Source organism: Virgibacillus subterraneus (genome assembly GCF_900110695.1).
Classification (GTDB): domain Bacteria; phylum Bacillota; class Bacilli; order Bacillales; family Amphibacillaceae; genus Lentibacillus; species Lentibacillus subterraneus.
Genome location: NZ_FOEH01000003.1, coordinates 49,981 through 74,479, shown reverse-complemented (window position 1 = coordinate 74,479; position 24,499 = coordinate 49,981). Strand labels below are relative to the sequence as shown.

Genomic DNA, 24,499 nt, shown 5'->3' with positions numbered 1-24,499 from the left:
AGTAATTTATAAAAAAGGAGCGATTATATGAAGCATACGTATTTTCTCACAGGCTACCCTGGTTTCCTTGCATCAAGCTTAATTAAGCAACTTCTCCATGATCACCAAAAAGACATCAAGCAAATCTACTTACTAGTGTTACCTTCCCTCCAAGATAAAGCAACTCAAGAGATTAACAGCCTAGCAAAAAAAACTGGACATGATCCAGGCATATTTTCCATTGTAACCGGTGACATCACAGAACCGACTCTGGCACTTGACCATGATATAAACCGCGAGATACAGGAATCAGTTACCCACGTTTTTCACCTTGCAGCCATTTACGACCTGGCTGTGCCCAAGAATATTGCATTTAAGGTTAATGTCGATGGAACGAAGAATATGAACAATTGGGTAAAAACGTTAGGAAATCTCGAACGTTATACTTATTTTAGCACAGCGTTCGTAGCGGGGATGCGTGAAGGAAAGATATTTGAAAATGAATTAGCTGCAGGCCAGACATTTAAGAATCATTATAAGGAAACGAAATATCATGCAGAAGTTTTAGTCGAGGACCTCAAGCAGTCAGTTCCGACAACTATTATTAGACCTGGTATTGTTAAAGGTAACTCAAAGACTGGGGAGACCATCAAGTTTGACGGTATATATTTTATGTTAAATTTACTTGATCACATAAGTTTTCTTCCAATCACACCATATATGGGAGATGGTAAACCAGAAGGAAACTTTGTGCCATCTGATTATGTATTACGTGCGACAAGTTATCTGGCAATCGCACCTGTCGGCAAAGGAAAAACATATCATCTGACTGATCCAAATCCTTACAGTATGCATGACTTACAGAAAATACTAACCAAGGCTTACTTAGGGAAAACGCCAAAAGGTAAAGTTCCTTTATCTTGGGTGAGAAGCTCTTTGTCATCTGCTCCAGTCCGGAAGTGGCTTCAAGTCGAGTTAGAAGCGCTAGATTACTTCTCTATTAATGCATCTTTCGACTGTTCAACTGCAGTAACGGATTTAAAAGGTTCAGGAATTGTATGTCCTGACTTAAAGGACACTGTTGAACCAATGGTTAATTTTTATCGAAAATACAAGCATGATCGCAGCAAACACATACAAATTAACTAAATTCTTTAATTTACAGAGTTATGAGAATATTGTACCATTTCCTAAAAATTACCACATTTCCGGTCCCAATTGTAGTATAATATTTGGGACAGGTTATGCAGGGTGGCTTCAATTATGAAGTAGTGGAAGAGTTTTCTCTTATTACTTGGCGACTTCAAATCCCCTAATGAAAGGGGTTGAGCGAGTGATACCAGTTGACAGTGCTCTTGAGCTAATGTTGATGTTTGCCACACTCGTATTACTGATCGTCAATAGTAGCCACGGAAAAAAGTAATCACCCTGTCGTCTACGTGAACTTGGGATAATTACTTTTTTCATCCCTAAACGGAGTCGCCGTGCCTTGCGGATAACTGTCAGAGCCGCAAGTTGCAGCTTGCGGCTCACTAAATCCTCCGAAAAAACAACCAATTTAATAATATTGCATTCCAATTAAAATTATTCACTTTTTCTAAAATAGCACTAAAAAAATTTCCAGCTAGGATAAAAGTTGTTATGGAAAGTATTTGTACTTTCTTAACTTCCAAAAACAAACTCATACTTTCGTCTTAATTAAATAGTATCATATTATATTTTGTAGGTCATTACAAATATTCCAAAATTTTCTTCCACTCTTCTACCTTCCCTTTAAAGTTCTTCGTATAACGTCCTGGAATTGGGCTGGTCGAAGGTAATTTTATTACATCCACTCCATTTACATTAAAATTTTTCCTGAATGTTTCATATGACCTTCCTCCATTACATGCTATCAAGCGAATGCTAGGGTATCCATTCAATAACCCAATAATATTATTAGGCTCCTCATCCACAATATTAGCATCAAGACTCCCTTCCCGATAACAGAGACCTATCGTATCCCATAAAGCAAGCTGGTTACGTTTTACAAATGCGATTTTTTTTTCGTAATCTGAAGTTGGCTCTTGTCCAAAAAGTTCAAAAAGTATATCCCAAAAATGATTGCGAGGATTCCCGTAATACTCGTCTTTTTCCAATGATATCCCTCCTGGCATTGAACCGAGGATAAGAACTTTTGGTTTTGCTGCCAGCACTGGTGCGAATGAAGTTAATTTTTCAGCCACTATTCGGATTCTCCTTTACAGTTTATATTACCTTTTTTAATCAACTCTAATCATCTTATGATTTAGATTAAACTAAACGGGGAACAATTAACCTATGAAGATATTTTTAGAAAGAAGGTATCAAGATGAAGGCAATTGTAATAAATGAATATGGAGCCGCTAATCAACTAGTTGAGGAAGATATCCCAAAACCTATTATAAACGAAGACCAAGTATTAGTGGAACTTCATGCAACATCAATAAATCCAATCGATTGGAAGCTGCGGGAGGGTTATTTAAAAGAGAAATTCCCATTTGATTTCCCTATTATTTTAGGTTGGGATGCTGCGGGAGTTGTTAGCGAAGTTGGTCATAGTGTATCAAACTTTTCAGTTGGTGATCGAGTTTTTGCACGACCCGCTACAACAAAAAATGGAACATATGCTGAATATACCGCTGTTGATAAAGATCTGTTAGCAAAAATACCAGAGGATATATCGTTTGAAGAGGCTGCTGCAGTTCCACTTACAGGACTTACTGCATGGCAATGTCTAGTCGATATTTGTGAAATAAAACCAGACGACAAAGTCTTAATACATGCTGGCTCAGGAGGTGTCGGGAGCTTTGCCATCCAGATTGCAAAGAGCTTCGGTGCATATGTAGCATCAACTGCCAGCGGTAAAAATGAAGGATTCGTCAAAGAATTAGGAGTGGATCAATTCATTAATTATCAGTTGGAGAATTTTGAAGAAGAGCTAGGTGATTATGACATTGTGCTCGATGCGATGGGGGGAGGCATTCAAGAGAAAAGCTATGACGTCTTAAAAGAAGGTGGGAAATTAGTGTCAATTGCAGAACCTCCAGACGAAAAGCTCGCTGAATCAAAAGGAGTTAAAGCAATCTTTCATTGGCTAGAGCCTGACGGCAAGCAGCTGGCCAAGCTCGGTAAATTGATGGAAAAAGGAGAAATGAAAGCACATATTGGTCAAACGTTCCCACTTTCCGAAGAAAAAATGCGCGAAGCCCATAAACTAAGTGAGACACACCATGCAAAAGGAAAAATCGTAATAAAAATTAAGTAGAGGTTATAAAAAACTAACGGGTTCCGTTACCTATGGCAAACATTAAAAATGTAATATAAAATGACCATCAATTTGTATGCTAAATTGATGGTCATTTATTGTTGATATTATAGTATTCTCGGCTTAATATTCATTAAAATTGCAGTGTACTTTGCACCCCAATTTATTGGGTAACAATAGCCAGTGTAAGTCTACATTTTGCCCTGGAGATTGTTTAATTTTCGCTTGATTTTACTAGGTATTCTGAATATTTATGTTAAAATAAACACAAATATTGTGAACGATAAAACTTAAACTAATTGGCAGGATAGTTGTGTTAAACCGAAAGATACTATACGACAAAGGGGAAAACTATTTTGGAAAGTTACGCTGGATTTGGTAAAAGATTAATAGCAAGGTTTTTAGATGTTACCATCTTTTCAATTTTAATTGGTGGTTTATTTTATATTTTTACAGGTGAATACAGTATTGCTTTGAACAAAGGATTGATTTGGGATTTATTTTACACATTATACTTAATTGTCATCCCTGTATTATGGGCTGGATATATTATCGGTAAACGAATCTGTAATATCAAATTAAAACGAACAGATGGTGACAATGTTAAACTTTCAAATACTATTTTGAGAGAGTTTGTAGGTTTTCACCTTATAGGTATTGTCACGCTTGGAATATCCTTAGTAGTAAGTATTTTTATGGTCATATTTCGGGAAGATAAAAGAGCAATTCACGATATAATAGGTGGAACATATGTAAGTGAAAATTAAAAACTTACTTAAATCCAATTAACATTGTTGTTCTAAGAAAGCAAAATAAGAATGTGCCAAGTTTTCTACCAAGCAGAACATAAGCAACATACATAGAATATCACGACTAAGTATAATTTGAGTTCACTTTGCTAGATAACGCTCAATAGCCAAATAGGAATACAGGCGGTAACCTACTGGAAATAGAGCTGCCAATGCTATGAACCTCATCGAGCCATCCGTTACAAACAACCAGATAATCCCAAGTATAGCAGTTAGAACTGTGGTAATATTACCGGCAGTTCCATTGATTGGCGTATTATCCAGGAAGAATGACTTCATCCCTTTTAAATCTTTGGCATAACATTCCTCATGATATGCTTTAACATCTAGTAGAATTTTGGCTGTAATTACATCATCTCTAATTTCAATAGGTCTTGTACACCTGTCACAATATATTTTTGTTTCTGTCATATATCCTCATCCCCAAGTCTATCTGTCTTCAATTGCCAGATAAAAAGCTCTAGTGATCTGGAGTTAATCCAGTTCGTACCCCATACATCATCGTTTCGAAGCATCGTACCTAACAGCCATATTCTTCTTGCAGTAATGAACAGTGGCAAGCTTTTCAAATCATCGTCAGCTAGCTTCCGTTCTTCTAAATATCCCTTTAAAAATGCATCCCAGCACTCAGTTTCTATGTTTTTATAATTATTTTTCAGATTCCACCATGAAACGGCAACATCATATGCCCGATATCCCATGGCACAACAATCAAAGTCAAAAACCTCAATTACACCATCATGGATATGCATGTTGTGATTATGAAAATCACCATGGCAAAACCCTGTCTCTAAATTAAGTTCAGTTAGATCAGTTTTGATATTTTCAACAACTATATGCAGAGTTTCCTCTGCCTCATTTCCAAGGCATTTTTTCAATATCGGTGAGATGACAGCTACCTGTTCATCTAGCAAATGTTCAGTATCCAACTCAAAACCTCGCTCATGTTGAGTAGTAAGCTTGTCCGATTTGTTATGTAGCCTACCAAGTGTTTCACCAATAATTTTTGAATTTTCAACGTTAATCTGCGGACGCTCTCCTTTTGAATAGGAAAATAACACCCCATACCGAACTCCCTCGGGAGCTTTTACCTCAGTCAAATAGTTGCCATCTTTCTTTTTAATCGGAAAAGAAACCCTATCACCTTGCAAATGATTAATAGCATCCAGCTCAAACAAGATAGCTTCCCTATCCCGCCAGCCAGTACGATAAAGTCTGTAGATATAGGTCTCTTTTTCAGTCGTAATTAGATATGTGTCATTCAGTCCACGTGCTAAAAAATCACATTGGAGAGCTTCTATATCATGTTCATCGATAATTTGTAGGATTGAATCTTTGTGAATTAATGAATGTCTTACCTGAATATCCAAAATCCCATTCCTCCAAAAAATAAATTCTACTTTATAATTCTATAACTTCTTACTGAAAAAACAACACCATATGTTCTTCATCATAGTAAGTGTCTCCCAGTTTTACCGCGCGTTTATGTGTGCCAAACGGAACAAATCCCAATGCATAATAAAGGCTTTTAGCTGTGTCGTTCTTGGTTACGACAGATATGCACACCTGCTCAACCCCATCAATCGAGTTTGCATGGTTAATTGCTGTCTGCAATAACTGTTTGCTGACACCCCTGCCTCGTTTATAGGGTGTAACATATACGGCATAAACAGTTGTACGATGGTCTATTTTAACCTTCGTTTCCCTGACCAACGTTACAACTCCAATCAATTGATTATCCTCAAACGCACCAAAATTATATGCGTTATCTGATTGAAACCTAACCTTATATACATCCGCCGAATTATTTTTTACTTCGTCGTAACTCGAAATAAAGGCTTCTGGACTATTAAGCAACGCTTCCAATCTTAGCTTTCGATAGGCTTCAGCATCTTCTGGCTCCAATATACGTATATCCATTTTAACCAACTCCCCTTAATTTTTACAGTTTATACTATATTTCTTAAATCAAAAACGCCTCCCCCATAAGGAAACGTTTTTCCAAACCATTTTTGGCAGTTAAGAAAGTACAAATCCTTTCTTACTGCATAACTGTAACTAATGCTTGACAATAAGCCAAGTTTTCTAATGCAATAGGAAATAATACCGGATAAACAAGCAACAAGTGACTTTATCAGTTCATCTCCCATTACCTAACCCCTCTCCAAATATAACAGTCGATATTAATATATGTATCGTATCATAGTATTCATGATTAAATTCTAAAATCAGAAAAAGAGTCTTAAACCTCGTCTGTTTCTGATATGATTAAAACTAAAGACATTTGTTTACGGGGTGTCATGATGAAAGCTATATTAATTGGAGTTTTATCTGCTATATTTTTTTCGGTAACATTTATTTTAAATCGATCGATGGAGCTAGAGGGTGGAAGCTGGGTTTGGAGTGCATCACTCCGATTTATGTTTATGCTCCCGATCCTGTTAGTCATAGTTGGATACAAAAAGAACGTCAGACCAGTTATCCAGCATTTAAGTGAACAACCACTCTCATGGGTTGCTTGGAGCACAATTGGATTTGGCTTATTCTATGCACCGATTACATTTGCTACTATATATGGACCTGGGTGGCTTGTCGCAGCAACATTTCAGATAACAATTATTGCGGGTTCACTTTTAGTTCCATTCTTAAATAGACAAGCAAAACAGAGGATTCCTATTCAGAGTGTAATTATTTCGCTTATTATCCTTTCTGGTGTGTTTGTCATGCAACTCGAACATGCGTCATCTGTCTCGTTAACCAGTGTTTTGCTATGTGTCATCCCCTTGATCATATCTGCATTTGCGTACCCACTTGGAAATCGTAAAATGATGCAGCTTGTAAACGGAAATTTAAATACATTCCAACGAATCCTCGGGATGACAATTGCATCGATGCCATTTTGGATTGTTTTATCCATTTATGGAATTATAGTGCATGACACACCAAACACAAGCCAAGTGCTGCAGACATTTATTGTTGCGGTTTCATCCGGGATCATTGCTACTGTATTATTTTTCTATGCAACTGAACTGGTCAATCACGACAACCATAAGTTAGCTGCAGTGGAAGCAACACAATCAGGTGAAGTTGTCTTCGCTTTATTTGGTGAACTGTTCCTGTTAAGTGCGCCATTACCAAGCTTTATATCATTTATCGGTATGGCACTTGTTATTGTCGGAATGATTTTGCATAGTGTCATTTCAGCATTGGGAGATCGTAAATTTAGAAAACTTGGCATTCGCCAGCCCTAATGGCGAGTGCCTTAGTTGCACTTATGCAGTAAGAAAGGATTAATACTGTCTTAACTGCTACACCACATAGTATAGCAGTTTCTTATTCTTCATTTTCTTCGGCAAGTTCCATTGCAGCACGATCTTCAGCTGGCGTCGACCGTTTGATAAAGAATGCAAGTACCAGCCCTGCCAATGACAACCCTGTCGCAACGTAGAAGGCCACATTAACACCATGTATCATTTCACTTGGGTCAGCATCCGCACTCATATCCACTGCAGCAGCAGTCATCACTGTAACTAGGATGGCGGTACCAATTGATGCTGCAACCTGGCGCATCGTATTATTCATCGCCGTTCCGTGAGGTATTAACCGGGTTGGTAATTGGTTAAGACCTGCAGTAGTAACGGGCATCATCACCATGGAAATACCAAACATGCGAATCGCAAACACGACGGTGAGATAAGTTAATGACGTCTCAGTCGATAAATTTGTAAACATGAAGGTAGTGATAGTCAAAATAGATAGTCCGATAATCACCAGCCACCTGGCACCCACTCTGTCAAAAATCCTACCAGTAATCGGTGACATAAAACCCATCAGTAATGCTCCAGGCATAATCATCATTCCAGATTCAAGCGGAGTAAATCCAGCCATGTTTTGCATATAAATTGGAAGTATTGTTTCCGCACCAATCAGCGCCATAAACACAATCATCCCAATCGCTGTTGCAATGGTGAATGTTGGATATTTCAACACACGGAATTCCAATATAGGTTGAGTAAGTTTGAATTGCCGCAGAATGAACGCTGTCAGCGTTACCGCTCCAATAGCAAGGGATGCAAGCACGACCTGGTCAGACCAGCCGTAATTTCCAGCACTGCTGAATCCATACAACAACCCACCAAATCCAAGCGTTGATAAAATGATGGAGAGTATATCGACTTTTGGATATGTCTGTGTGGTCACATTTTTCATAACAAAATAAGCAACAATAATATCAATAATCGCCAGTGGTAAAATAATGAAAAACATTACACGCCATGGGTAGTTCTCTACTACCCATCCGGAAAGCGTTGGTCCGATTGCCGGGGCAAACGATATAACCAATCCAACAGTCCCCATAGCAGAACCACGTTTTTCAATTGGAAAAATCAGAAGAAATATAGTCATCATTAATGGCAGCATTATCCCTGCCCCAGCTGCTTGAACAACTCTCCCAATCATTAAGATAAAGAAAGTTGGTGCAATACCACAAATCAGCGTTCCAACTGCGAAAGTAGACATTGCCGTAAGTAATAATTTTCTAGCCGTAAATGTCTCTATTAAAAAAGCTGTGATAGGAATCATAATCCCATTCACCAGCATAAAAATAGTCGTTAACCACTGTGCAGTGCTTTCCGTTAAATTAAAGTCGGCCATAATCGGCGGAATAGCCGTAGCCAATAACGTCTGATTTAAAATCGCCAAAAAAGCACCTGATAGCAGTACAGCAACAATCGGAAACTTATTTAACTGTTGGACATTTTCCTGCTGATTCTTTCCCATACAACTCATCTCCTTCAGCTGCTGTTTTTGTACACTATTGAATTATATGGAAAATAACAGGTAAGGTCAATAATGATGTATAATGAAAGTTAAAAACTAAAAGGAAGTATTTCGATGAATAGTATTGAGGATATCATCCAGTCTATCGAAGCTGACGAATGGATGATGAATATCTTAAAAGCAGCGCAACAATTACAGCTGCCGGATTGGTGGATATGCGCAGGATTTGTACGGTCGAAAGTTTGGGATGTCCTGCATGGCTTCGATGAACGGACTGTTATTCCTGATATTGATGTAGTATATTTTGATGAGGGCACTATTGATGAGGCTGAGGAAAAACGATTAGAAAAAGTATTGCACGAGATTATGCCTCAGGTGCCTTGGTCCGTAAAGAATGAAGCGCGCATGCACGTGCGTAATAACATGGACCCTTACAGCAGTACAGAAGACGCGATAAGGAAATTCCCAGAAACAGCAACCGCCCTGGGAGTGAAACTCAATTTGGATGGTGATTTGATTTTAATAGCACCCCATGGCGTTGATGATGTGCTCAACATGGTAGTTCGCCCGACACCATATTTTACGGAGTCTGCTGAACTTCTTAAAATTTATAAGCATCGAGTTGTGGAGAAAAATTGGTCGAGGAGATGGGGTGAGGTTAAGGTGGGTATATAGATTTTGTCGCTCGAGTTGTGGCCGCTGTCGCTCGATTTCCCGATTTTTCGCTTGAGTTGTGGCCGCTGTCGCTCGATTTCCCGATTTTTCGCTTGAGTTGAGGCCGCACTGTTGAACTATAGTGATCAATTTTCTTGCCATATAATTTACATGCATCAATCAAATATTCCATCTTTCAGTCTGTGAAACGCAATGTTTTATAAAAAGGTTACATAATATACTATAAAAAAGAAGTACCTGGTCAATTCAGGTACTTCCCCCGTAATTTATTCATGCTCATAGGCACCATATTCTTCACCATAATATCGGTTATACCGTTGCTTAAATTTAGTATATGAATACTGGACTATGACTTTTAAAATAGCATAACCCGGAATACCAAGGATCACACCAACGATTCCAAATAGGTTTCCCGCAACTAATAACACGATAATAATTGTGAGCGGATGAACACTCATTGTTTTTCCCATAACATTTGGTGATATGAAATTTCCTTCCAGAAATTGGACAGCAACCCAAACAATAGCTAATTTTAAAAACATGAATGGCGAAGCGACTAACGCAATTATGATAGCCGGCGATATAGCAATCATTGGTCCAAGATATGGGACAACACTTGTTACAGCTGCGATAATCGCCAGCGTTATAGCATAGTCCAAACCAATAATTAAGTAACCGATAAATAAAAGAATTCCTATACATGAAGCCACAATAATTTGCCCCTGGATATACGAACCGACCTGAACATCCATATTTTTAAGGATTTGATTCGCATCACCTCTGTATCTAGGTGGCAAGAGTTTTATACAAAATTCCTTAAATCGATTCCCGTCTTTCAACAAAAAGAATAGGATGAATGGAAATGTAATAATAGAAACAATTACACTAGTAAGCGTACTGGCAACATTCTGGACGCTTTCTAGAGCCCCACCAAGATATTCACCAATTCTGCTAGTCAGATTACTGAGATTTGATACAAGCCAATTGTATCCCTGATCATAATAAGGTGCCAAAAATGAATTTTGTATCGATAATTTAATGCCTTCTCCCATTTGCTGTAAGTATTTTGGAAAGTTCGTAGCCAAATCTTTAACCTGGGCTTCAATAGCAGGTGCCGTAAGTAAAATCACACCCGTAAGCAAACCACTAATACCAAGGATAATGATGACAATTCCCCAAATTCGCTTAATATGTAAACGCTGCAGAATATTTACAATTGGATTTAACAAATAGTAAGCTATAAAGGCCAATATAACTGGCGGTAAAACAGTTGAAAAAACGACAAGTATTGGATTAAAAATGAATGAAACTTTGGTATAAATTAATATTGCGATACCAATTAGAATCAATAGAATTAATCCAAAAAAGAGATCTCGTCCACCAATAAAATTCATAAACCGACTCTCTGTTTTCATAGCGACCCTCCTCGATACACAAATTATAAATTATATTGTAGGAAAATTCCATAATTGAGGGGCTATGTAACTTAGGAATAATATATTTTTTGAAACTTTTTTATACGGTAATTGCTCTAACGTGTGAAAGGAGGTTACAACTTGGAAAATTTGGACCTTGTTGACAAAGCAATAAATGGGGACGGACAAGCATTTGAAACCCTAGTAAAAAATGAAAGTGAGAAATTGTACAAAACGGCTTTTCTTTACGTACGAAACAAAGAAGATGCATTAGACGTTCTGCAAGAGACGATTTATAAAGCTTTTGTATCTATAAAACAAGTGAAACAGCCTCAGTATTTTCATTCATGGCTAACTAAAATATTAATTCGTACAGCATACGACATTATAAGTAAGCGAAAAAAAGTTGTACTAGATGAAAATATTATTAATAATATGCCGAACGAACCCAGTACAAACATTGAGGACAAACTGGATACATTAAACGCAATAACTAGATTAAATAAGGAATATCAAACAGTAATTATCCTATTTTATTATCATGATCTGACTGTTTATCAAATCTCGGAAACAATGGAAAAACCAGAAAACACAATTAAGACTTATCTGCGACGGGCAAAGATTGAATTAAAAAAGATAATTGGGGGAGTGGATAACAATGTTCAAAGAGCAATTCAATAAAGAAATTAATGAAATAAATGTTGAAAAGAGTGAAATATTCGATGCAATTGACAAGGGAATAGAAAAGGGACGAAATGAAAAAACGCCAAACAGAATGTCAAAGGCTAAAATTCTCGGAACTATTGCATCAGTTGCTGCCAGCACATTCTTAGCATCCGGTTTGGTTTTTGCACCAATCACAAATGTGTTAGCATCTGTACCTTTAATAGGCTCTATATATGAGAACTTCAGCATGCAAATTGGATCGCAATTATCAAAAAGTGGTTTAGTTACACAACTAAACCAAAATGCAACAAGTAATAATGTAGATATTACGATAACAAGTGCTTACTATGATGGGAATATTATAGGTATTACATTTAAAGCTCAAGGTGATCGATTATCCTTTGATAATGTTGGTGGAGATAAAGGACCTGAAACTGGATATGGTTTTCACTTGTTTGGTGGCGACGAACGGGAACAATGGTCCTCATCTATGACCGGACTGGAAGAAACTGAAGATGGTTACGTTGCTGCGATGGAGTTTGAAAATCCTGATGCTAATTTACCTAAAGATTATAATCTGCCATTAACATTCACTTCCATAGCAGGAGTAAAGGGAAATTGGACATTTAATGTACCGGTTCAGCAAATTCCTTCAGAAACAATTTATACTCAGGCTGAAGGTACACATAAAGACTATACGCTTAAAATGGAGTCAGTTGAAAAAGGGAAAGCAACAACAATGCTGAATTATAATACAACATTCCCTATAGCTGTTAAAAATGACGATATAATATTAACGGTTATAGATAATGAGGGAAATAAACTATCACCACGACATGCAGCGGTCCTAGAAACCGAACAGAATGGTGATTTAGTTGAGAAGGAGACACGAGAATTATTTAATAGCAAAATCAATGGTAAAGCAGAATATCTAACTATTAAACCTGAAATTGTCCAACACGAAGAAGACACCGTGACATCACTTGATCTGACTACCCCATTTATGGTGGAAAGTGAAAGGTTTGATTATAGCATTAGGGTTAATAAAGTAGAACAAAGCGGAAATAAACTTATCTTGGATTACAATGTTCAAAGTGTAGACACAGATACCATTAGAAAGGATATTGTTCAAAACTTCGCTAATTTTATTATGTTAATTAAGTCCAATAATATCTATAGAGATGAAAATGGTAATTTGGAGATGGAAAAAATGCTCGAAAACAGGATTAGAAGTAATACGGCGAAATTAAAAGACGAAGAAAGATTACATTTTAAATCAACTTATACAATAGAGAACCCTGGTCAATTCAATATAAGAGACTACTCAATAATGGTTCCATTTGGCACGCTAAGCGCAAATGATAACCATATCAAAATGGACCCAATAAAAATTGACTTAAAAGAATAGTAATTGTTCGTAGCAATAGGCTTCGGGAATACCTTCCCGAAGCCTTCTTAGGTCTGGATTGCTATTCTTCCCACTCCAAGAACTCCAGCCTATTTCCAAATGGATCAGACACATAAAAACGATTTGCTCCTGGAAGCCGGTCATCCGCTTTAAATGCAACATCTTTCTCAGCCAGATATTGCTTCATCGCTTCTATATTTTTCACCTGGAAAGCTGGATGCGCTTTTTTAGCTGGAACAAATGGCTCTTCCACCCCAATATGTATATGAATATTTCCAGCCTGAAACCAAACGCCACCATTCTTCTTTAATAGTACTGGTTTTTCGACCTCTACAAAGCCTAATTTATCCTTATAAAATTCACGGGCCTGATTTTCTCCTTTAATAGGAGCTGCTAATTGGACATGATCAATCTTTTCATAGTTAAATGACATATGCTCACTCTCCCCTCTCTCCATATTAACTGCTATTACTCAACATGAATAATAGTAATTACATATCACTTTTGAAAAGCTATGCTTATATAACATTTATAAGCGCCTTATACTCTGGAATTCAATCCTTTATGACCTATTTATGCAGTAAGAAAGACCAGCTTCATAAGAAACTGGTCTAACAAATTTTTCAACTAATTAGTTTTCATTAAACGCCAAATTAACTGCATCATAAGCATTCACATAACCTGCCCCAACTTCCCAAGCTTCATAATCTGACATTGGGGTTGCTGTTTGTTGGATGATATTTTTTACCTCTTCAGGTGTCAATTCTGGATTAGCATCAAGCATTAAAGCAACTATTCCTGCAACGTGTGGTGTAGCCATCGATGTTCCACTCATTGTTGTATAATATGGAAGATATTGCGTCTCAATGTATTGCAGATCTTTATCCAAGGCTAATGATGATACCGGCGCAATAACTCTTGAGGAAATAATATCTACTCCTGGTGCTGTAATTGATGGTTGATCTTTCCATGTCCATGTTTCCCCATCAATCTCAAAAGTTCCACCACCATCAGTTGTTCCACGCGATGAAAAGTCTGCGAGTTCACCGCTTTTTGTTCCAGCTGCAACAGAAATGACCCATGGTGCCTTTGCATACGGATTATGTGTATCTTCAGCAGGCCCTTCATTTCCAGCTGCAAATAATACCGTTATGCCATTATCATAGGCTTCCTTACTAGCAATATTAATTGGATCATTAGGATCGAAATCTCCAGTTGATCCCCATGAATTTGTGATTACACGAACTCCATATTCTTCCTGGTGTTCCATGGCATAATCGAATCCACCAAGAGCATCTAAGATAGATAGTGCTGCACCTGATCCATAGCCAATTAAATCGGCACCTGGTGCTACACCTTCATGCTTCCCATCAGACATTTCCCCAGTACCGCCGACAGTTCCAGCTACGTGAGTGCCATGGCCTGAGTTACTATCCGTATTTGGTACATTTTCTAGATAAGTAGCAGGCAATAACCCTGGTACCAAATTGCTCAAATTTAAACTCGCCATAACGTTTTGTACTAAATTCTCACCAAACAGTAAATCCTGGTGCGTTCCATCAACCCCACTATCATTCACGACAACACCTACTCCTTCACCAGTAACAGGTATTCCATTATTTTGTTCTGTCATTTGTTCATCAGAACGAACTTGATCAACACCAGTTAATTCTGTAGCGTCAGCATTCAAATATTCTAGTTTTTGATTTAAATAAACAGAACGAACACCATCTTTATTTCTTAAGTCCTCTATTTGATCTGCAGTAGCAATCGTGGCTACCATTGGCAGGGACTTAAGCGAAATCCCATCTGTAATTCCTATTCTTTCTAGTAGATTCAAATTGGCTAAGGTTGGTTCTTCATCACCATCGAAGGTAACAATCACTTGAAAACTTCCTATACCTTCTGCAATCTTCTCTTCCAGAAGAGGATCAATTGCAACCGAATTCGTTGTAGCGTTTGCTTTAGGCTGTCCAAGAATCAGTAGTGAAAATAGAAAAAATGATAATAACGTTAAATAAATAACCTTTTTCATAAGCTCCAACTCCTATTTTAATAGAATTTTCTTTCAATTATATTATCTATCAGATGAGAATTTCTTACATCATACAAATGGCATAAATAAGTTGGGAAAGTATCCGTTGTATCATACGAAAGTCATGTGTACATGATTTGATGTCATGTAGGTGTTACTATTAACATGAAGAAACCAGCCTCCTCTAGGAAAGCTGGCCTTAGTAACTTATCATAATAGATAGATAGTAAAAACTTTAATACATCTCCGATTATTTTAAAAACGCATTGTAATATCGAGTCATCGCTACTGCGAAGTCACCTCTTAATACATCTTCGTTTGGTGAGAAAATGGCAGTTACAGTTGGTTCAATATCATATGGCCCTTGATCAACTGAGAATTCCGCATTAATGATATTCAAATCCAGAGCCAATTGAACATAACCTTTTAATCTATCAGGTATATCTTCCGAATCCTCAACGGCAACACGTTCATCCTTATACTGCACAGTCACTTCTCCCGAGAATTCCTCAGCCTTCTCTTGAAGACCTAAACTTTGCACAAGTGAGTAAGCAAGGTCAGCTCTATTTACACTACTTTTTGCTCGAAAATCACCGTTAGTAGCTAACATTACACCATTCTGTATCTGTTGCTTATCTTTTAATGTAGCTCCTTTTTGAAGAACAGCAGAAACAAAAGGAGACAAATCTGTTGCAGAACTGGATTGTCGGATTCCAGCACCCATTACTAAATATTGTGCTAGCTCTCCTCTTGTTAAAGCATTATCTGGCTTGAACTTATCATTGACATACCCGTCAATCAGCCTCTCTTTAACCCCCATTTGAATAGCTGCTCCAGCGGGATGCCCATTAATATCATCTAATCCCGAAAAGCCGCTCACCTCCGTGAAGGCTAACGTTCCTTGTACAGTTTCGGGTAGAGCAGTCCCAAAGGAATTCTCTTCAACACCACGTAGTCCACGAATCTCAGCCTTCCATGTTCCAGACATAGGAGCATTTACAGATACGGTTCTATCCCAATATAAGGTAAATAATACACTGATCCCTGAACTATACTCTGTACCGTCTGGTGCAATGAGGACCAGATTAATTGGGTTTCCTGTTTCTTCCATTATACCCTTACCGTTCACTTGTGCTACTAAGCTTCCGACTCCTTCTTCCACTTCAAAAGAATATTGATTGTCAGAAACAGCAGTTACCGGATTATAGTCTACTTCAAATTCTTTTCGAGTAGTAGTTGATTCCACATTGCTATTAAATGTTTGGTTCATATTTACAGTACTTCCATATTCTTTGGTTTCATCGAAAGCAAAATCAACCGCTGCAAAAGCATTTACATACCCTGTACCGACTTCCCATGATTCATAACCTGGCATATTTGTTGCTGTCTGTTGCAGATAATTTTTTACTTCTGACGGAGACAACTCCGGATTTGCTTCTAGCATTAATGCCACAACCCCCGCTACGTGAGGAGTCGCCATGGACGTTCCACTCATGGTTGTATAGTATGGCAAATAAGCTGGTTCTATTAACTCTGCATCCTTATCTGCCGCCAATGAAGAAACAGGTGCCATTACTCGTGTAGAAATAATGTCAACACCAGGTGCAGTGATCGTAGGCTCATCCTTCCATGTCCATGATTGTCCATCAACTTCAAATGTGCCGCCTACACCTTTAGTGCCGCGAGATGAGAAATCTGCTAAAGTACCATCTTTTTCTCCTGCCGCAACAGATATGACCCAAGGAGCTTTAGCATACGGATTATGGGTATTTTCTCCAGGACCTGAATTCCCGGCAGCAAATAATACTGTTATTCCACGATCAAATGCTTTCTTACTAGCTATATTTACTGGATCATTTGGGTCGAAATCCCCCGAAGAACCCCATGAGTTTGTGATGACTCGTATGTCATATTGAGTTTGATGTGTAATTGCATAGTCAAAGCCACCTATAGCATCCAATATAAATAATCCAGCACCGGATCCATAACCAATCAAATCTGCGCCTGGGGCAACTCCTTCATGCTTTCCGCTAGACATTTCACCAGTACCTCCGACGGTTCCTGCCACATGTGTTCCATGACCTGAGTTTGTATCTGTATTAATCACACCTTCTGCATAAGTAATTGGTAGTAGTTCTGGTGCCAAACTATTTAAATTTGCATTTGCCATAACATTTTGCACTAAATGATCTCCAAACTCGATATCCTGGTGGGTGCCATCCACACCACTATCGTTGACAACAACACCAATTCCGTCGCCAGTAACAGGAAACCCGCCATTCTGTTTCCTCATTTGATCATCTGTCCGCACTTTATTGACGCCTGTTAAGGCAGTAGAGTCAGCGTTAAAATACTCAAGTTTACGATTTAGATAAACTGAACGAACGGTGTCTTCCTTCTTTAATGCATCAATTTGTCCTTTAGTAGTAACTGTAGCTACCATTGGCAAAGAATTTAATGATAGTCCTTTGTTAATGCCTATATTTTCTAGTAGATTTAAATTGTCTGCAGTCGGTTTCCTGTCACCATAAAATGTAATAATAACTTCAAATTCACTTTCACCTGAAGCAATTGCCTCCTCAAGCTCTGGTCCAATTGCCACCTTTTTTGTAGCATCTACTGTAGTAATACCCAAACACAACAAGGAAAGTAATAGCCCGGACATTAACGTTAAAGTAATCAATTTCTTCACTTAATTCTCCTCCTAATATTTAAAAGAATTTTCATTCAATTCAATTATGGATTAGAGAAGAATTTATTTCTATCAAACAAAGGTAATAAAACCAGTTATAGACGAACTATTTAAAGGTCATACAAAAGTACTAATCATTTAATACTTTATGTGTGGTGTTATTAGTTTTTTATTCCTTTTCTCTGCGGATATGTGATATAGGTACAAGCTGATTTTGGACTGCATGAATTATAACTTGGGACCTACTTTTAACATTAAATTTCTTAAATATTTTACTCACGTGTATTTTGACAGTCTTATCACTTATGAATAACTTTGTGGCAATATCTTTATTACTTAATCCCTCAAGTAAACACATTAGGACTTCTTTTTCACGTTCACTAAGTTCACTTGAACTCTCGGCATCTGTCTCTTTTTTTTGTTGGTGAAAAGATAGCAGTTTTTTTGTCATAGAAGGCTGAATAACGGACTCACCATTTGCAATAGTTCGAATCGCTTGAATAACTTGTTCAGATGGGGAATCTTTCAATAAATAACCGTCCGCACCTTCACGAATAGCTGACATAAAGTACTCATCGTGACTATACATAGTTAAAATACAAACTTTAATATTTGGATAATTCTTTTTTAGGATTCTAGTCACTTCAATTCCACTGAGGCCTGGCAAATTAATATCCATTAAAACAATGTCTGGATCTATTTTTTCGATTTTCTGTAGCGCATCTTCTTCAGAAATTGCCTCACCTACTACTTTGATATCATTTTCCAAATCAATTATATTCTTTAATCCGTCACGCAAAACTGCATGATCATCGACTAACATTATTTTTATCATATTGCGGCCCCCCTTCTAAGTGCATTTTAGGAATTATAATCGATATTTCAGTCCCAGACCCTTTTTTACTATTTATTTGTAATGAACCATTTATTTTTTCAATGGACTCATTCATATTTAAAATACCAAAATGAGAAGTGTTTTCAGCTTTAATCATTTCATCAAATAATGAAAAACCAACACCAAAATCCTTAATACGCAACAATATTTGCTGTGACTGATAACTCAATAACACAACGATTTTTTCAGTTCTACTATGCTTGATACAATTTAAAATACTTTCTCGTAACACATCAAACAGCACCTTTTCAGTCATAGAACTCAATCGCTCTTCTATCCCCCTGACTTCAAAGTTAATATCCACCTTGTACTCACTGTTAACCTCTTCTATCTTCTTTGTAATGGCTGAGATTAATCCGATTCTTTCTGTAGGGTAGGGCCTTAATGCATAAATGGATTCTCGGACTTCTTTTAAACTATTGCGTAACTTTAAAACACTGCCCGATATAATTGTTAACGTCTCATATGGTTTGTTTGTGAACTTTCTCTCAGCTGTTTCCAAATTCATAATAGCCCCAGCAAGTGACTGGGCAACCCCATCATGGATTTCTCTAGCTATACGGTTTCTTTCCTCAAGGATCAGTCGCTTTTCTTGCTCTTTAATAAGTGTTCTTGTTTTCATAACAATGGCCAATTGATTAGCAAAAGATGCTATCGAGCTTACATCATCTTCCAAGAAGCTTTTTGTTCTGCTTCTAGCAACAATAAGAGTACCAAAGACTTCCTTTTCAATAATAAGTGGAGCGTAAACAAATGATTTAAGACTTTGATCAAAACAAACAGATGCAATACCAATATCGTGTCTCCGGTTATCATAGCGAACCGGTTTTTCCATATTGGACATCATCTGGAAATCCTCATTTCTTAGGTCAATATTATCTTTCACTGATCCTTGCTCAAATCTCTTGTACCACTCATCACCTTCCTTAAACCACAAAATGCATGCATCTGCATCGATGAAGGCTTTAAAACTTGTCTTTAGACCATCAAGCCAGTCTTCTGTGGGAACCATTGTATTTAACTCTGAAGTGATTGAAAATAATGCTTTCAACCTACTTTTTTCCGTTCTTAAGCGAAAGATGACAGCACTTAACATTGATAGTCCAACTAGGGGTGAAAAAAAGAAGAAAAATGAAAAAAAGTCAATTCCTCCTCTATTTTGGCTGCCAAGTAAAAACAACATAAATCCATAGCCTAATGAAATAATGAAACTAGTTCCCTCTGATAATGCTTTTTGCTTCCAGGAATTCAGTGAATAGATTTGTGGACGTAACCACAACACGACATCAACTAATAAATTGTTTATTATATGAAAAAGAAGTAAAATCAAACCGTATTTTATAAAATCATTAATAAAGGAAGAATTAAGAAAAATAATATCATCAAATAACTCAGGTAGCTTCACAGCAATGTAAAAGCTTAATATTAATTGTGCTGGATTAAAAAAAACAATGCGTAAGGGACGGCGACTTATCAGATTCACCAAAAGTACAACACTCGCTAAAACAAAAATGGTATAACCTAGACCAAAAACCAGGTAAAGTGTAAACATGATTGGGAAATTGATGGCTGTATTTCCTTTCCAAACAGGAATGGGGTAATATTCACAAATTGCAAGAAATACTGCAAATAAAAGTAGAATGATCGGATCTTTCGGAGCTTCTTGTAACTGAAATATATGTACTAATACAAGTCCAAATCCTAAAACCGATGTTCCAATCATAAATACTTTTGCATTCGTTTCTTCATTTTTTAACAATTGCTGGAATTTCACTATACCCCCCCTATACACCAAAGTTTATTCAATTTTATACGATGTTAGCATTTATTCCAAATTTAATAATAATTAAAAAAGTCCAGACTAGTCTAATGAGTAACTCACTAACCAATCTAGACCCAAACCAAATTAGTTTGTATTGCTATTTTCCCAAAAACACGAATAAATTCCAATTCACTAAACGGAGTATTTAACTAGTATAAAAGAACTATATCTTAGGAAAGAATGCAAAAAGACCAGCTTCCAATTAGGAAACTGGCCTGTCATTTAAAAATTTATCAGCCACAATTGCCGTATTTTCATAAAAAGTTTAAACCACCACTTCGCAAAGTGGGTGTTTGCAGAAACCTTCCTGTCTTCCACACTATCGAGGCACGACATTATAGTTTCGATGTAAAACTCCCTATTCATATGTTAGAGGTTAAACTAAAATTAATACGTACATTGCAGCTTATAAATACATATTACACGTAAACCCACCCAAATTCAATGGGAATTTTAACCTATTTTGAAAACGGTTTCAAAACAATAACTCATATACATCCGTTAATTCCTTAACACGAATATCATTTTCAACACTCCTGGCATAGCTCAATTCTTTTTCCAATACAGAATCCAGATAAGCCATTTCTTCTTCATCCAAATTTCTGACAAACTCGGCTTCATTCTTGTATCCTTCTGTTTCAAGCTTCTTATCAATCTTTTGACACATATCATTTTCACTATAATTCGCTAATGATTCACGCAAATAATTCAATGTATTATCGATGATCCTCACCCTTTTATTTCGTGTTCTTCTTCTTAGTCCGTTGTTCGAGCTGCGACTTTGGCCGCTGATCAGCCGCATCTTCGCTTATTCCCTGGTGATTAACACTTGAATTCACTCTGCGCTTGCTTCTGTTATCCTCTTTTTCACTCATAACATAAACACCTCCACTTTGTATTATTTCAAACTATGAGCCATTTTATGCTTTAGAAACTATGACATTCGCCAAGCCTTAATGGCGAGTGCCTTAGTTGCACTTATGCAGTAAGAAAGTATTTATACTTTCTTAACTGCTAAATAAGGTGCCCTGAGGACAGGACACCTTTTAAAAACTTTATCATTTTTTGTCGATGTTTATCGATATAATGTCGAACTTTATCTATTTTGGCCATAACTTTATCGATACCATGTCGAACTTTATCTATTCTCCAGTTTTGAGCTGCTTATTACATCTGCGGTCGAGGCTCTATTTTTCCTCAAGTTCTTCATACTTATCACGTAACGACCGCTTCAGTACTTTGCCACTTGGATTCTTCGGCAATTCGTCAGCAAAATCTACATGCTTTGGAACTTTGAATTTTGAAAGTCTTTCTCTGCAGAATTCAGCAACTCCATCTTCTGTAAGACTAGCGCCTTCTTTCGGAACAATGACTGCAGTCACTGCTTCGATCCAATATGGGTCAGGAATGCTTACAACAGCGACTTCGGAAACCCCGTCCATTTGATAAATAGTCTCCTCTACTTCCCGACTCGACACATTGACACCGCCTGTATTAATCATATCTTTTTTGCGGTCAACAATTGTAATGTAGCCTTCTTCGTCCATTACACCCAAATCCCCACTGTGAAACCAGCCCCCGCGAAATGCTTCAGCTGTTTTCTCCGGATCATGTAAATAACCTTTCATCGTATGTGGTGTCCGGTGAACAATCTCACCCGTTTCACCGCGAGCAACTTCATTATCGTTATCATCAACGATTTTCGTCTGTACATTTAAGGTTGCCACACCAGCTGACCCCAATTTCCGTAATTGATCTTCTGGCTGCAATGCTGTTGCAAGTGGCGCTACTTCTGTTTGTCCGTAAAAGTTCCAGAACTTCGCATTCGGTAAACGCTCGGCAAGCTCTTTTAAAATTTCCCGTGGCATAATTGCTGCGCCATAATAGCATTTTTCAAGCGTCGATAAATCACGTTTATCAAAATCCGGATGCCGCAGTAATGCTATCCAGACAGTTGGTGGAGCAAATAGCTGTGTTGCGCCCTCCTCTTCTATTGTTTGTAAAATTACCTCAGGACTGGCTGCGCCAAGGATAATTCCACTTGATCCAACGTAAATACTTGGCCCTAAAAATACATGTAACTGTGCACTATGATATAGCGGTAACGCGTGAATCGCCACATCTTCAGCTGCCATTTTTCCATCTACAATGGAGCTTACATACTCACTAATCAAGCTCTTATGGGAAAGCATAACTCCTTTAGGCCGTGATTCTGTCCCGCTTGTATATAACACATGTGCAAGATCATCATCAGCAATATCAGCATCTACAAAGTCATTTGAACGGCCATCACGTGCATCAGACAACGATACCCACGAAGAGAGTTCTCCTTCATATGTTCCAAGAGTGTCCATCAAATAGCGCTGTCTGATATTCAGCCTTCCAGCCGATTTATCCAAAACTGGTGCATACTCCTCTGAGGCAATAAATGCACTAACCTCCGCATGTTCCAAAATATACGCCACGTCCTCAATGGAAAGCATGTAGTTAATCGGAATCATAACTGCCCCAATTCTTGCTAAAGAAAAGTTTGCTATGACGAAATCCAAACTATTTTTGGACATTACCGTCACCATATCACCTTTTTTCATTCCATCGGCCAAGAAGGCATGTGCCGTTTGGTTTACCAAGTTATCCAGTTCTGCATAATTCAACCGTTGCCCTTCATACGTAAGTGCTAACTTCTCAGGCATTCGATCACGAGTCCGCGCCAACAAATCGCCCAGTGTATTTCGTCGAGCGCGCTGCAACATCTTGTCAAGATCATCATGTACATTTGTTTCTGTGTTCATATTTCCACTCCTCAAATGATTTTTTTCGATGACTTATGCGCTGAATATTCTTTGTTTTATTTTAATTCAGAAAACTAATAATGACAAGTAAGGCGTAATGACTTCTTTTGCCAAAATTACTCGATAAACTGATTATTTTAGATAAAATGATCGAATCATAAGTTTTACCTCATCTCACTAAACTTAGAAAACTTGACATATCACCAAGCCTAAGTTGCACTAAGACAGTAAAAAATCAGGCCATCCAGCGATGACCTGATTCCTCCAATAATTTATTCTGCTGTTACTAGTTGTAATTCTACTGGAATAAATTCTTCAACTGATTCATCTGCAGCTACTTTTCCTGCAGCATCAATAGCTTTTTGTCCGATTAATTCTGGTTGTTGAGCAACTGTTGCATCCATACGGCCTTCTTCTACTGCTGCACGGGCATCATCGGTTGCGTCGAATCCTACAACGACAGCATCTTCCAGCATGCCATTTGACTCGAGCGCTTGTACTGCACCTAATGCCATTTCGTCATTATGAGCGAATACGGCATCAATCTGATCACTGCTTTGGATAATGTTTTCCATTACTGTTAAGCCTTCTGAACGGTCAAAGTTTGCTGATTGATTCGCAACGACTTCCAAACCGTCAATACCATCAACAATATTATGGAATCCTTTACCACGCTCACGTGTAGCTGATGCACCTGGGATACCTTCAAGCTCTACTAAGTTGCCGCTTTCACCTAACTGCTCAGCAATAAACTCACCAGCCATTTCACCACCTGCTACGTTATCAGAGGCGATATGTGTAACAATTTCACCGCCATCAGCACTGCGGTCAACAGTTATAACTGGAACTCCTGAATCATTGGCTGATTCAATTGCTGAAACTACTGCCTCTGAATCGGTCGGATTCACTAAAAGAACATCAATATCCTGCTGCAGTAAATCTTCAATATCACTTAACTGTGTTGATGCATCGTTCTGTGCATCCGCTGTTACGATTTCATACCCAGCCTCTTCTGCTGCAGCTTCAGCACCATCACGTAAAGATACGAAGAATGGGTTGTTCAATGTTGAGACAGATAGTCCGATTTTAATGGAATCATCTGAACTGCCTTCTGAAGAATTACCTTCGTTATCATCTGACGATCCTGGTTTTTCTGTAGAACATGCGCTGATTACAACCAGCAATAATGTTAATAGCCCTAATCTTTTAATCCATTTACTCATTTTAATTCCTCCCAAAATTTTAT

21 protein-coding genes and 1 other RNA gene are annotated in these 24,499 nt (G+C 37.7%); 7 read left to right on the top strand and 15 right to left on the bottom strand.

Features of this window, described 5'->3' with window-relative positions; translation table 11 throughout:
* Positions 1-27 precede the first annotated feature (27 nt).
* On the top strand, positions 28-1,128 hold the full coding sequence (locus BMY13_RS10025) for an SDR family oxidoreductase (RefSeq protein WP_092504333.1): 1,101 nt from the start codon (positions 28-30) through the stop codon (positions 1,126-1,128).
* A gap of 581 nt (positions 1,129-1,709) precedes the next feature.
* Here BMY13_RS10025 and BMY13_RS10020 read toward each other — a convergent pair.
* Positions 1,710-2,204: a DNA-deoxyinosine glycosylase gene (locus BMY13_RS10020; RefSeq protein WP_092504331.1), complete on the bottom strand. Its 495-nt coding sequence runs from the start codon at positions 2,202-2,204 to the stop codon at positions 1,710-1,712.
* Between the two features lie 125 nt (positions 2,205-2,329).
* Here BMY13_RS10020 and BMY13_RS10015 point away from each other — a divergent pair, with 125 nt between their 5' ends.
* The gene (locus BMY13_RS10015; RefSeq protein ID WP_092504328.1) at positions 2,330-3,265 is read left to right on the top strand and encodes an NADP-dependent oxidoreductase; all 936 of its coding nucleotides are present in this window, start codon (positions 2,330-2,332) and stop codon (positions 3,263-3,265) included.
* 356 nt (positions 3,266-3,621) lie between these two features.
* Complete coding sequence (locus BMY13_RS10010; protein ID WP_245736082.1) at positions 3,622-4,032, top strand: RDD family protein; 411 nt, start codon at positions 3,622-3,624, stop codon at positions 4,030-4,032.
* Positions 4,033-4,155: 123 nt separating this feature from the next.
* On the opposite strand, the gene BMY13_RS10005 is transcribed toward BMY13_RS10010, so the two are convergent.
* From BMY13_RS10005 to BMY13_RS09995, 3 genes are read right to left on the bottom strand one after another with little or no spacing between them, the layout of a single operon-like run.
* Positions 4,156-4,485 (bottom strand): hypothetical protein, encoded by a 330-nt coding sequence (locus BMY13_RS10005; RefSeq protein WP_092493529.1) that lies wholly within the window; start codon positions 4,483-4,485, stop codon positions 4,156-4,158.
* Entirely contained in the window at positions 4,482-5,444 is a 963-nt protein-coding gene (locus BMY13_RS10000; protein ID WP_175476768.1) for a phosphotransferase enzyme family protein, read from the bottom strand. The genes BMY13_RS10005 and BMY13_RS10000 overlap by 4 nt, the downstream gene beginning before the upstream one ends.
* Before the next feature lie 49 nt (positions 5,445-5,493).
* Positions 5,494-5,994 carry a GNAT family N-acetyltransferase gene (locus tag BMY13_RS09995; RefSeq protein ID WP_092493527.1) on the bottom strand — a complete coding sequence of 167 codons (501 nt, stop codon included), beginning with the start codon at positions 5,992-5,994 and terminating at the stop codon, positions 5,494-5,496.
* Positions 5,995-6,377: 383 nt separating this feature from the next.
* On the opposite strand from BMY13_RS09995, the gene BMY13_RS09985 reads away from it, so the two are divergent.
* Positions 6,378-7,325 (top strand): DMT family transporter, encoded by a 948-nt coding sequence (locus tag BMY13_RS09985; protein ID WP_092504322.1) that lies wholly within the window; start codon positions 6,378-6,380, stop codon positions 7,323-7,325.
* 82 nt (positions 7,326-7,407) lie between these two features.
* Here the strand turns inward: BMY13_RS09985 and BMY13_RS09980 are convergent, their stop codons facing one another.
* Positions 7,408-8,853, bottom strand: coding sequence for an MDR family MFS transporter (locus BMY13_RS09980; RefSeq protein ID WP_092504320.1), 1,446 nt, complete (start codon positions 8,851-8,853; stop codon positions 7,408-7,410).
* A 108-nt stretch (positions 8,854-8,961) separates the two neighbouring features.
* Between BMY13_RS09980 and BMY13_RS09975 the strand changes: the two genes are divergently transcribed.
* Positions 8,962-9,528, top strand: a complete 567-nt coding sequence (locus BMY13_RS09975; protein WP_425445155.1) for a nucleotidyltransferase family protein — start codon at positions 8,962-8,964, stop codon at positions 9,526-9,528.
* A 266-nt stretch (positions 9,529-9,794) separates the two neighbouring features.
* On the opposite strand, the gene BMY13_RS09970 is transcribed toward BMY13_RS09975, so the two are convergent.
* The gene (locus BMY13_RS09970) at positions 9,795-10,943 is read right to left on the bottom strand and encodes an AI-2E family transporter (protein ID WP_092504316.1); all 1,149 of its coding nucleotides are present in this window, start codon (positions 10,941-10,943) and stop codon (positions 9,795-9,797) included.
* A 141-nt stretch (positions 10,944-11,084) separates the two neighbouring features.
* Here BMY13_RS09970 and BMY13_RS09965 point away from each other — a divergent pair, with 141 nt between their 5' ends.
* Together BMY13_RS09965 and BMY13_RS09960 are read left to right on the top strand one after the other, a co-directional pair.
* Entirely contained in the window at positions 11,085-11,624 is a 540-nt protein-coding gene (locus BMY13_RS09965; protein ID WP_092504314.1) for a sigma-70 family RNA polymerase sigma factor, read from the top strand.
* Positions 11,602-13,017: a DUF4179 domain-containing protein gene (locus BMY13_RS09960; RefSeq protein WP_092504312.1), complete on the top strand. Its 1,416-nt coding sequence runs from the start codon at positions 11,602-11,604 to the stop codon at positions 13,015-13,017. The genes BMY13_RS09965 and BMY13_RS09960 overlap by 23 nt, the downstream gene beginning before the upstream one ends.
* A gap of 61 nt (positions 13,018-13,078) precedes the next feature.
* Here the strand turns inward: BMY13_RS09960 and BMY13_RS09955 are convergent, their stop codons facing one another.
* The 9 genes from BMY13_RS09955 to rbsB all read right to left on the bottom strand — a co-directional run bounded on the left by BMY13_RS09955 (position 13,079) and on the right by rbsB (position 24,476).
* Positions 13,079-13,450 carry a VOC family protein gene (locus tag BMY13_RS09955; RefSeq protein ID WP_092493519.1) on the bottom strand — a complete coding sequence of 124 codons (372 nt, stop codon included), beginning with the start codon at positions 13,448-13,450 and terminating at the stop codon, positions 13,079-13,081.
* A 198-nt stretch (positions 13,451-13,648) separates the two neighbouring features.
* Positions 13,649-15,052, bottom strand: a complete 1,404-nt coding sequence (locus BMY13_RS09950; RefSeq protein ID WP_092504310.1) for a S8 family serine peptidase — start codon at positions 15,050-15,052, stop codon at positions 13,649-13,651.
* Positions 15,053-15,302: 250 nt separating this feature from the next.
* Positions 15,303-17,744, bottom strand: a complete 2,442-nt coding sequence (locus BMY13_RS09945; protein WP_245736081.1) for a S8 family peptidase — start codon at positions 17,742-17,744, stop codon at positions 15,303-15,305.
* A gap of 169 nt (positions 17,745-17,913) precedes the next feature.
* On the bottom strand, positions 17,914-18,579 hold the full coding sequence (locus tag BMY13_RS09940; RefSeq protein WP_092504308.1) for a response regulator: 666 nt from the start codon (positions 18,577-18,579) through the stop codon (positions 17,914-17,916).
* A complete protein-coding gene (locus tag BMY13_RS09935; RefSeq protein WP_245736080.1) occupies positions 18,554-20,413 on the bottom strand; it encodes a GAF domain-containing sensor histidine kinase in 1,860 nt (619 codons plus the stop codon). The genes BMY13_RS09940 and BMY13_RS09935 overlap by 26 nt, the downstream gene beginning before the upstream one ends.
* Before the next feature lie 278 nt (positions 20,414-20,691).
* Positions 20,692-20,872, bottom strand: a non-coding RNA gene (gene ssrS, locus BMY13_RS09930) — 6S RNA.
* A 64-nt stretch (positions 20,873-20,936) separates the two neighbouring features.
* Positions 20,937-21,263 (bottom strand): sporulation protein, encoded by a 327-nt coding sequence (locus BMY13_RS09925; protein ID WP_425445151.1) that lies wholly within the window; start codon positions 21,261-21,263, stop codon positions 20,937-20,939.
* Between the two features lie 385 nt (positions 21,264-21,648).
* Complete coding sequence (locus BMY13_RS09915) at positions 21,649-23,253, bottom strand: acyl-CoA synthetase (protein ID WP_245736079.1); 1,605 nt, start codon at positions 23,251-23,253, stop codon at positions 21,649-21,651.
* Between the two features lie 272 nt (positions 23,254-23,525).
* Positions 23,526-24,476: a ribose ABC transporter substrate-binding protein RbsB gene (rbsB, locus tag BMY13_RS09910; RefSeq protein WP_092504302.1), complete on the bottom strand. Its 951-nt coding sequence runs from the start codon at positions 24,474-24,476 to the stop codon at positions 23,526-23,528.
* Positions 24,477-24,499: the final 23 nt, after the last annotated feature.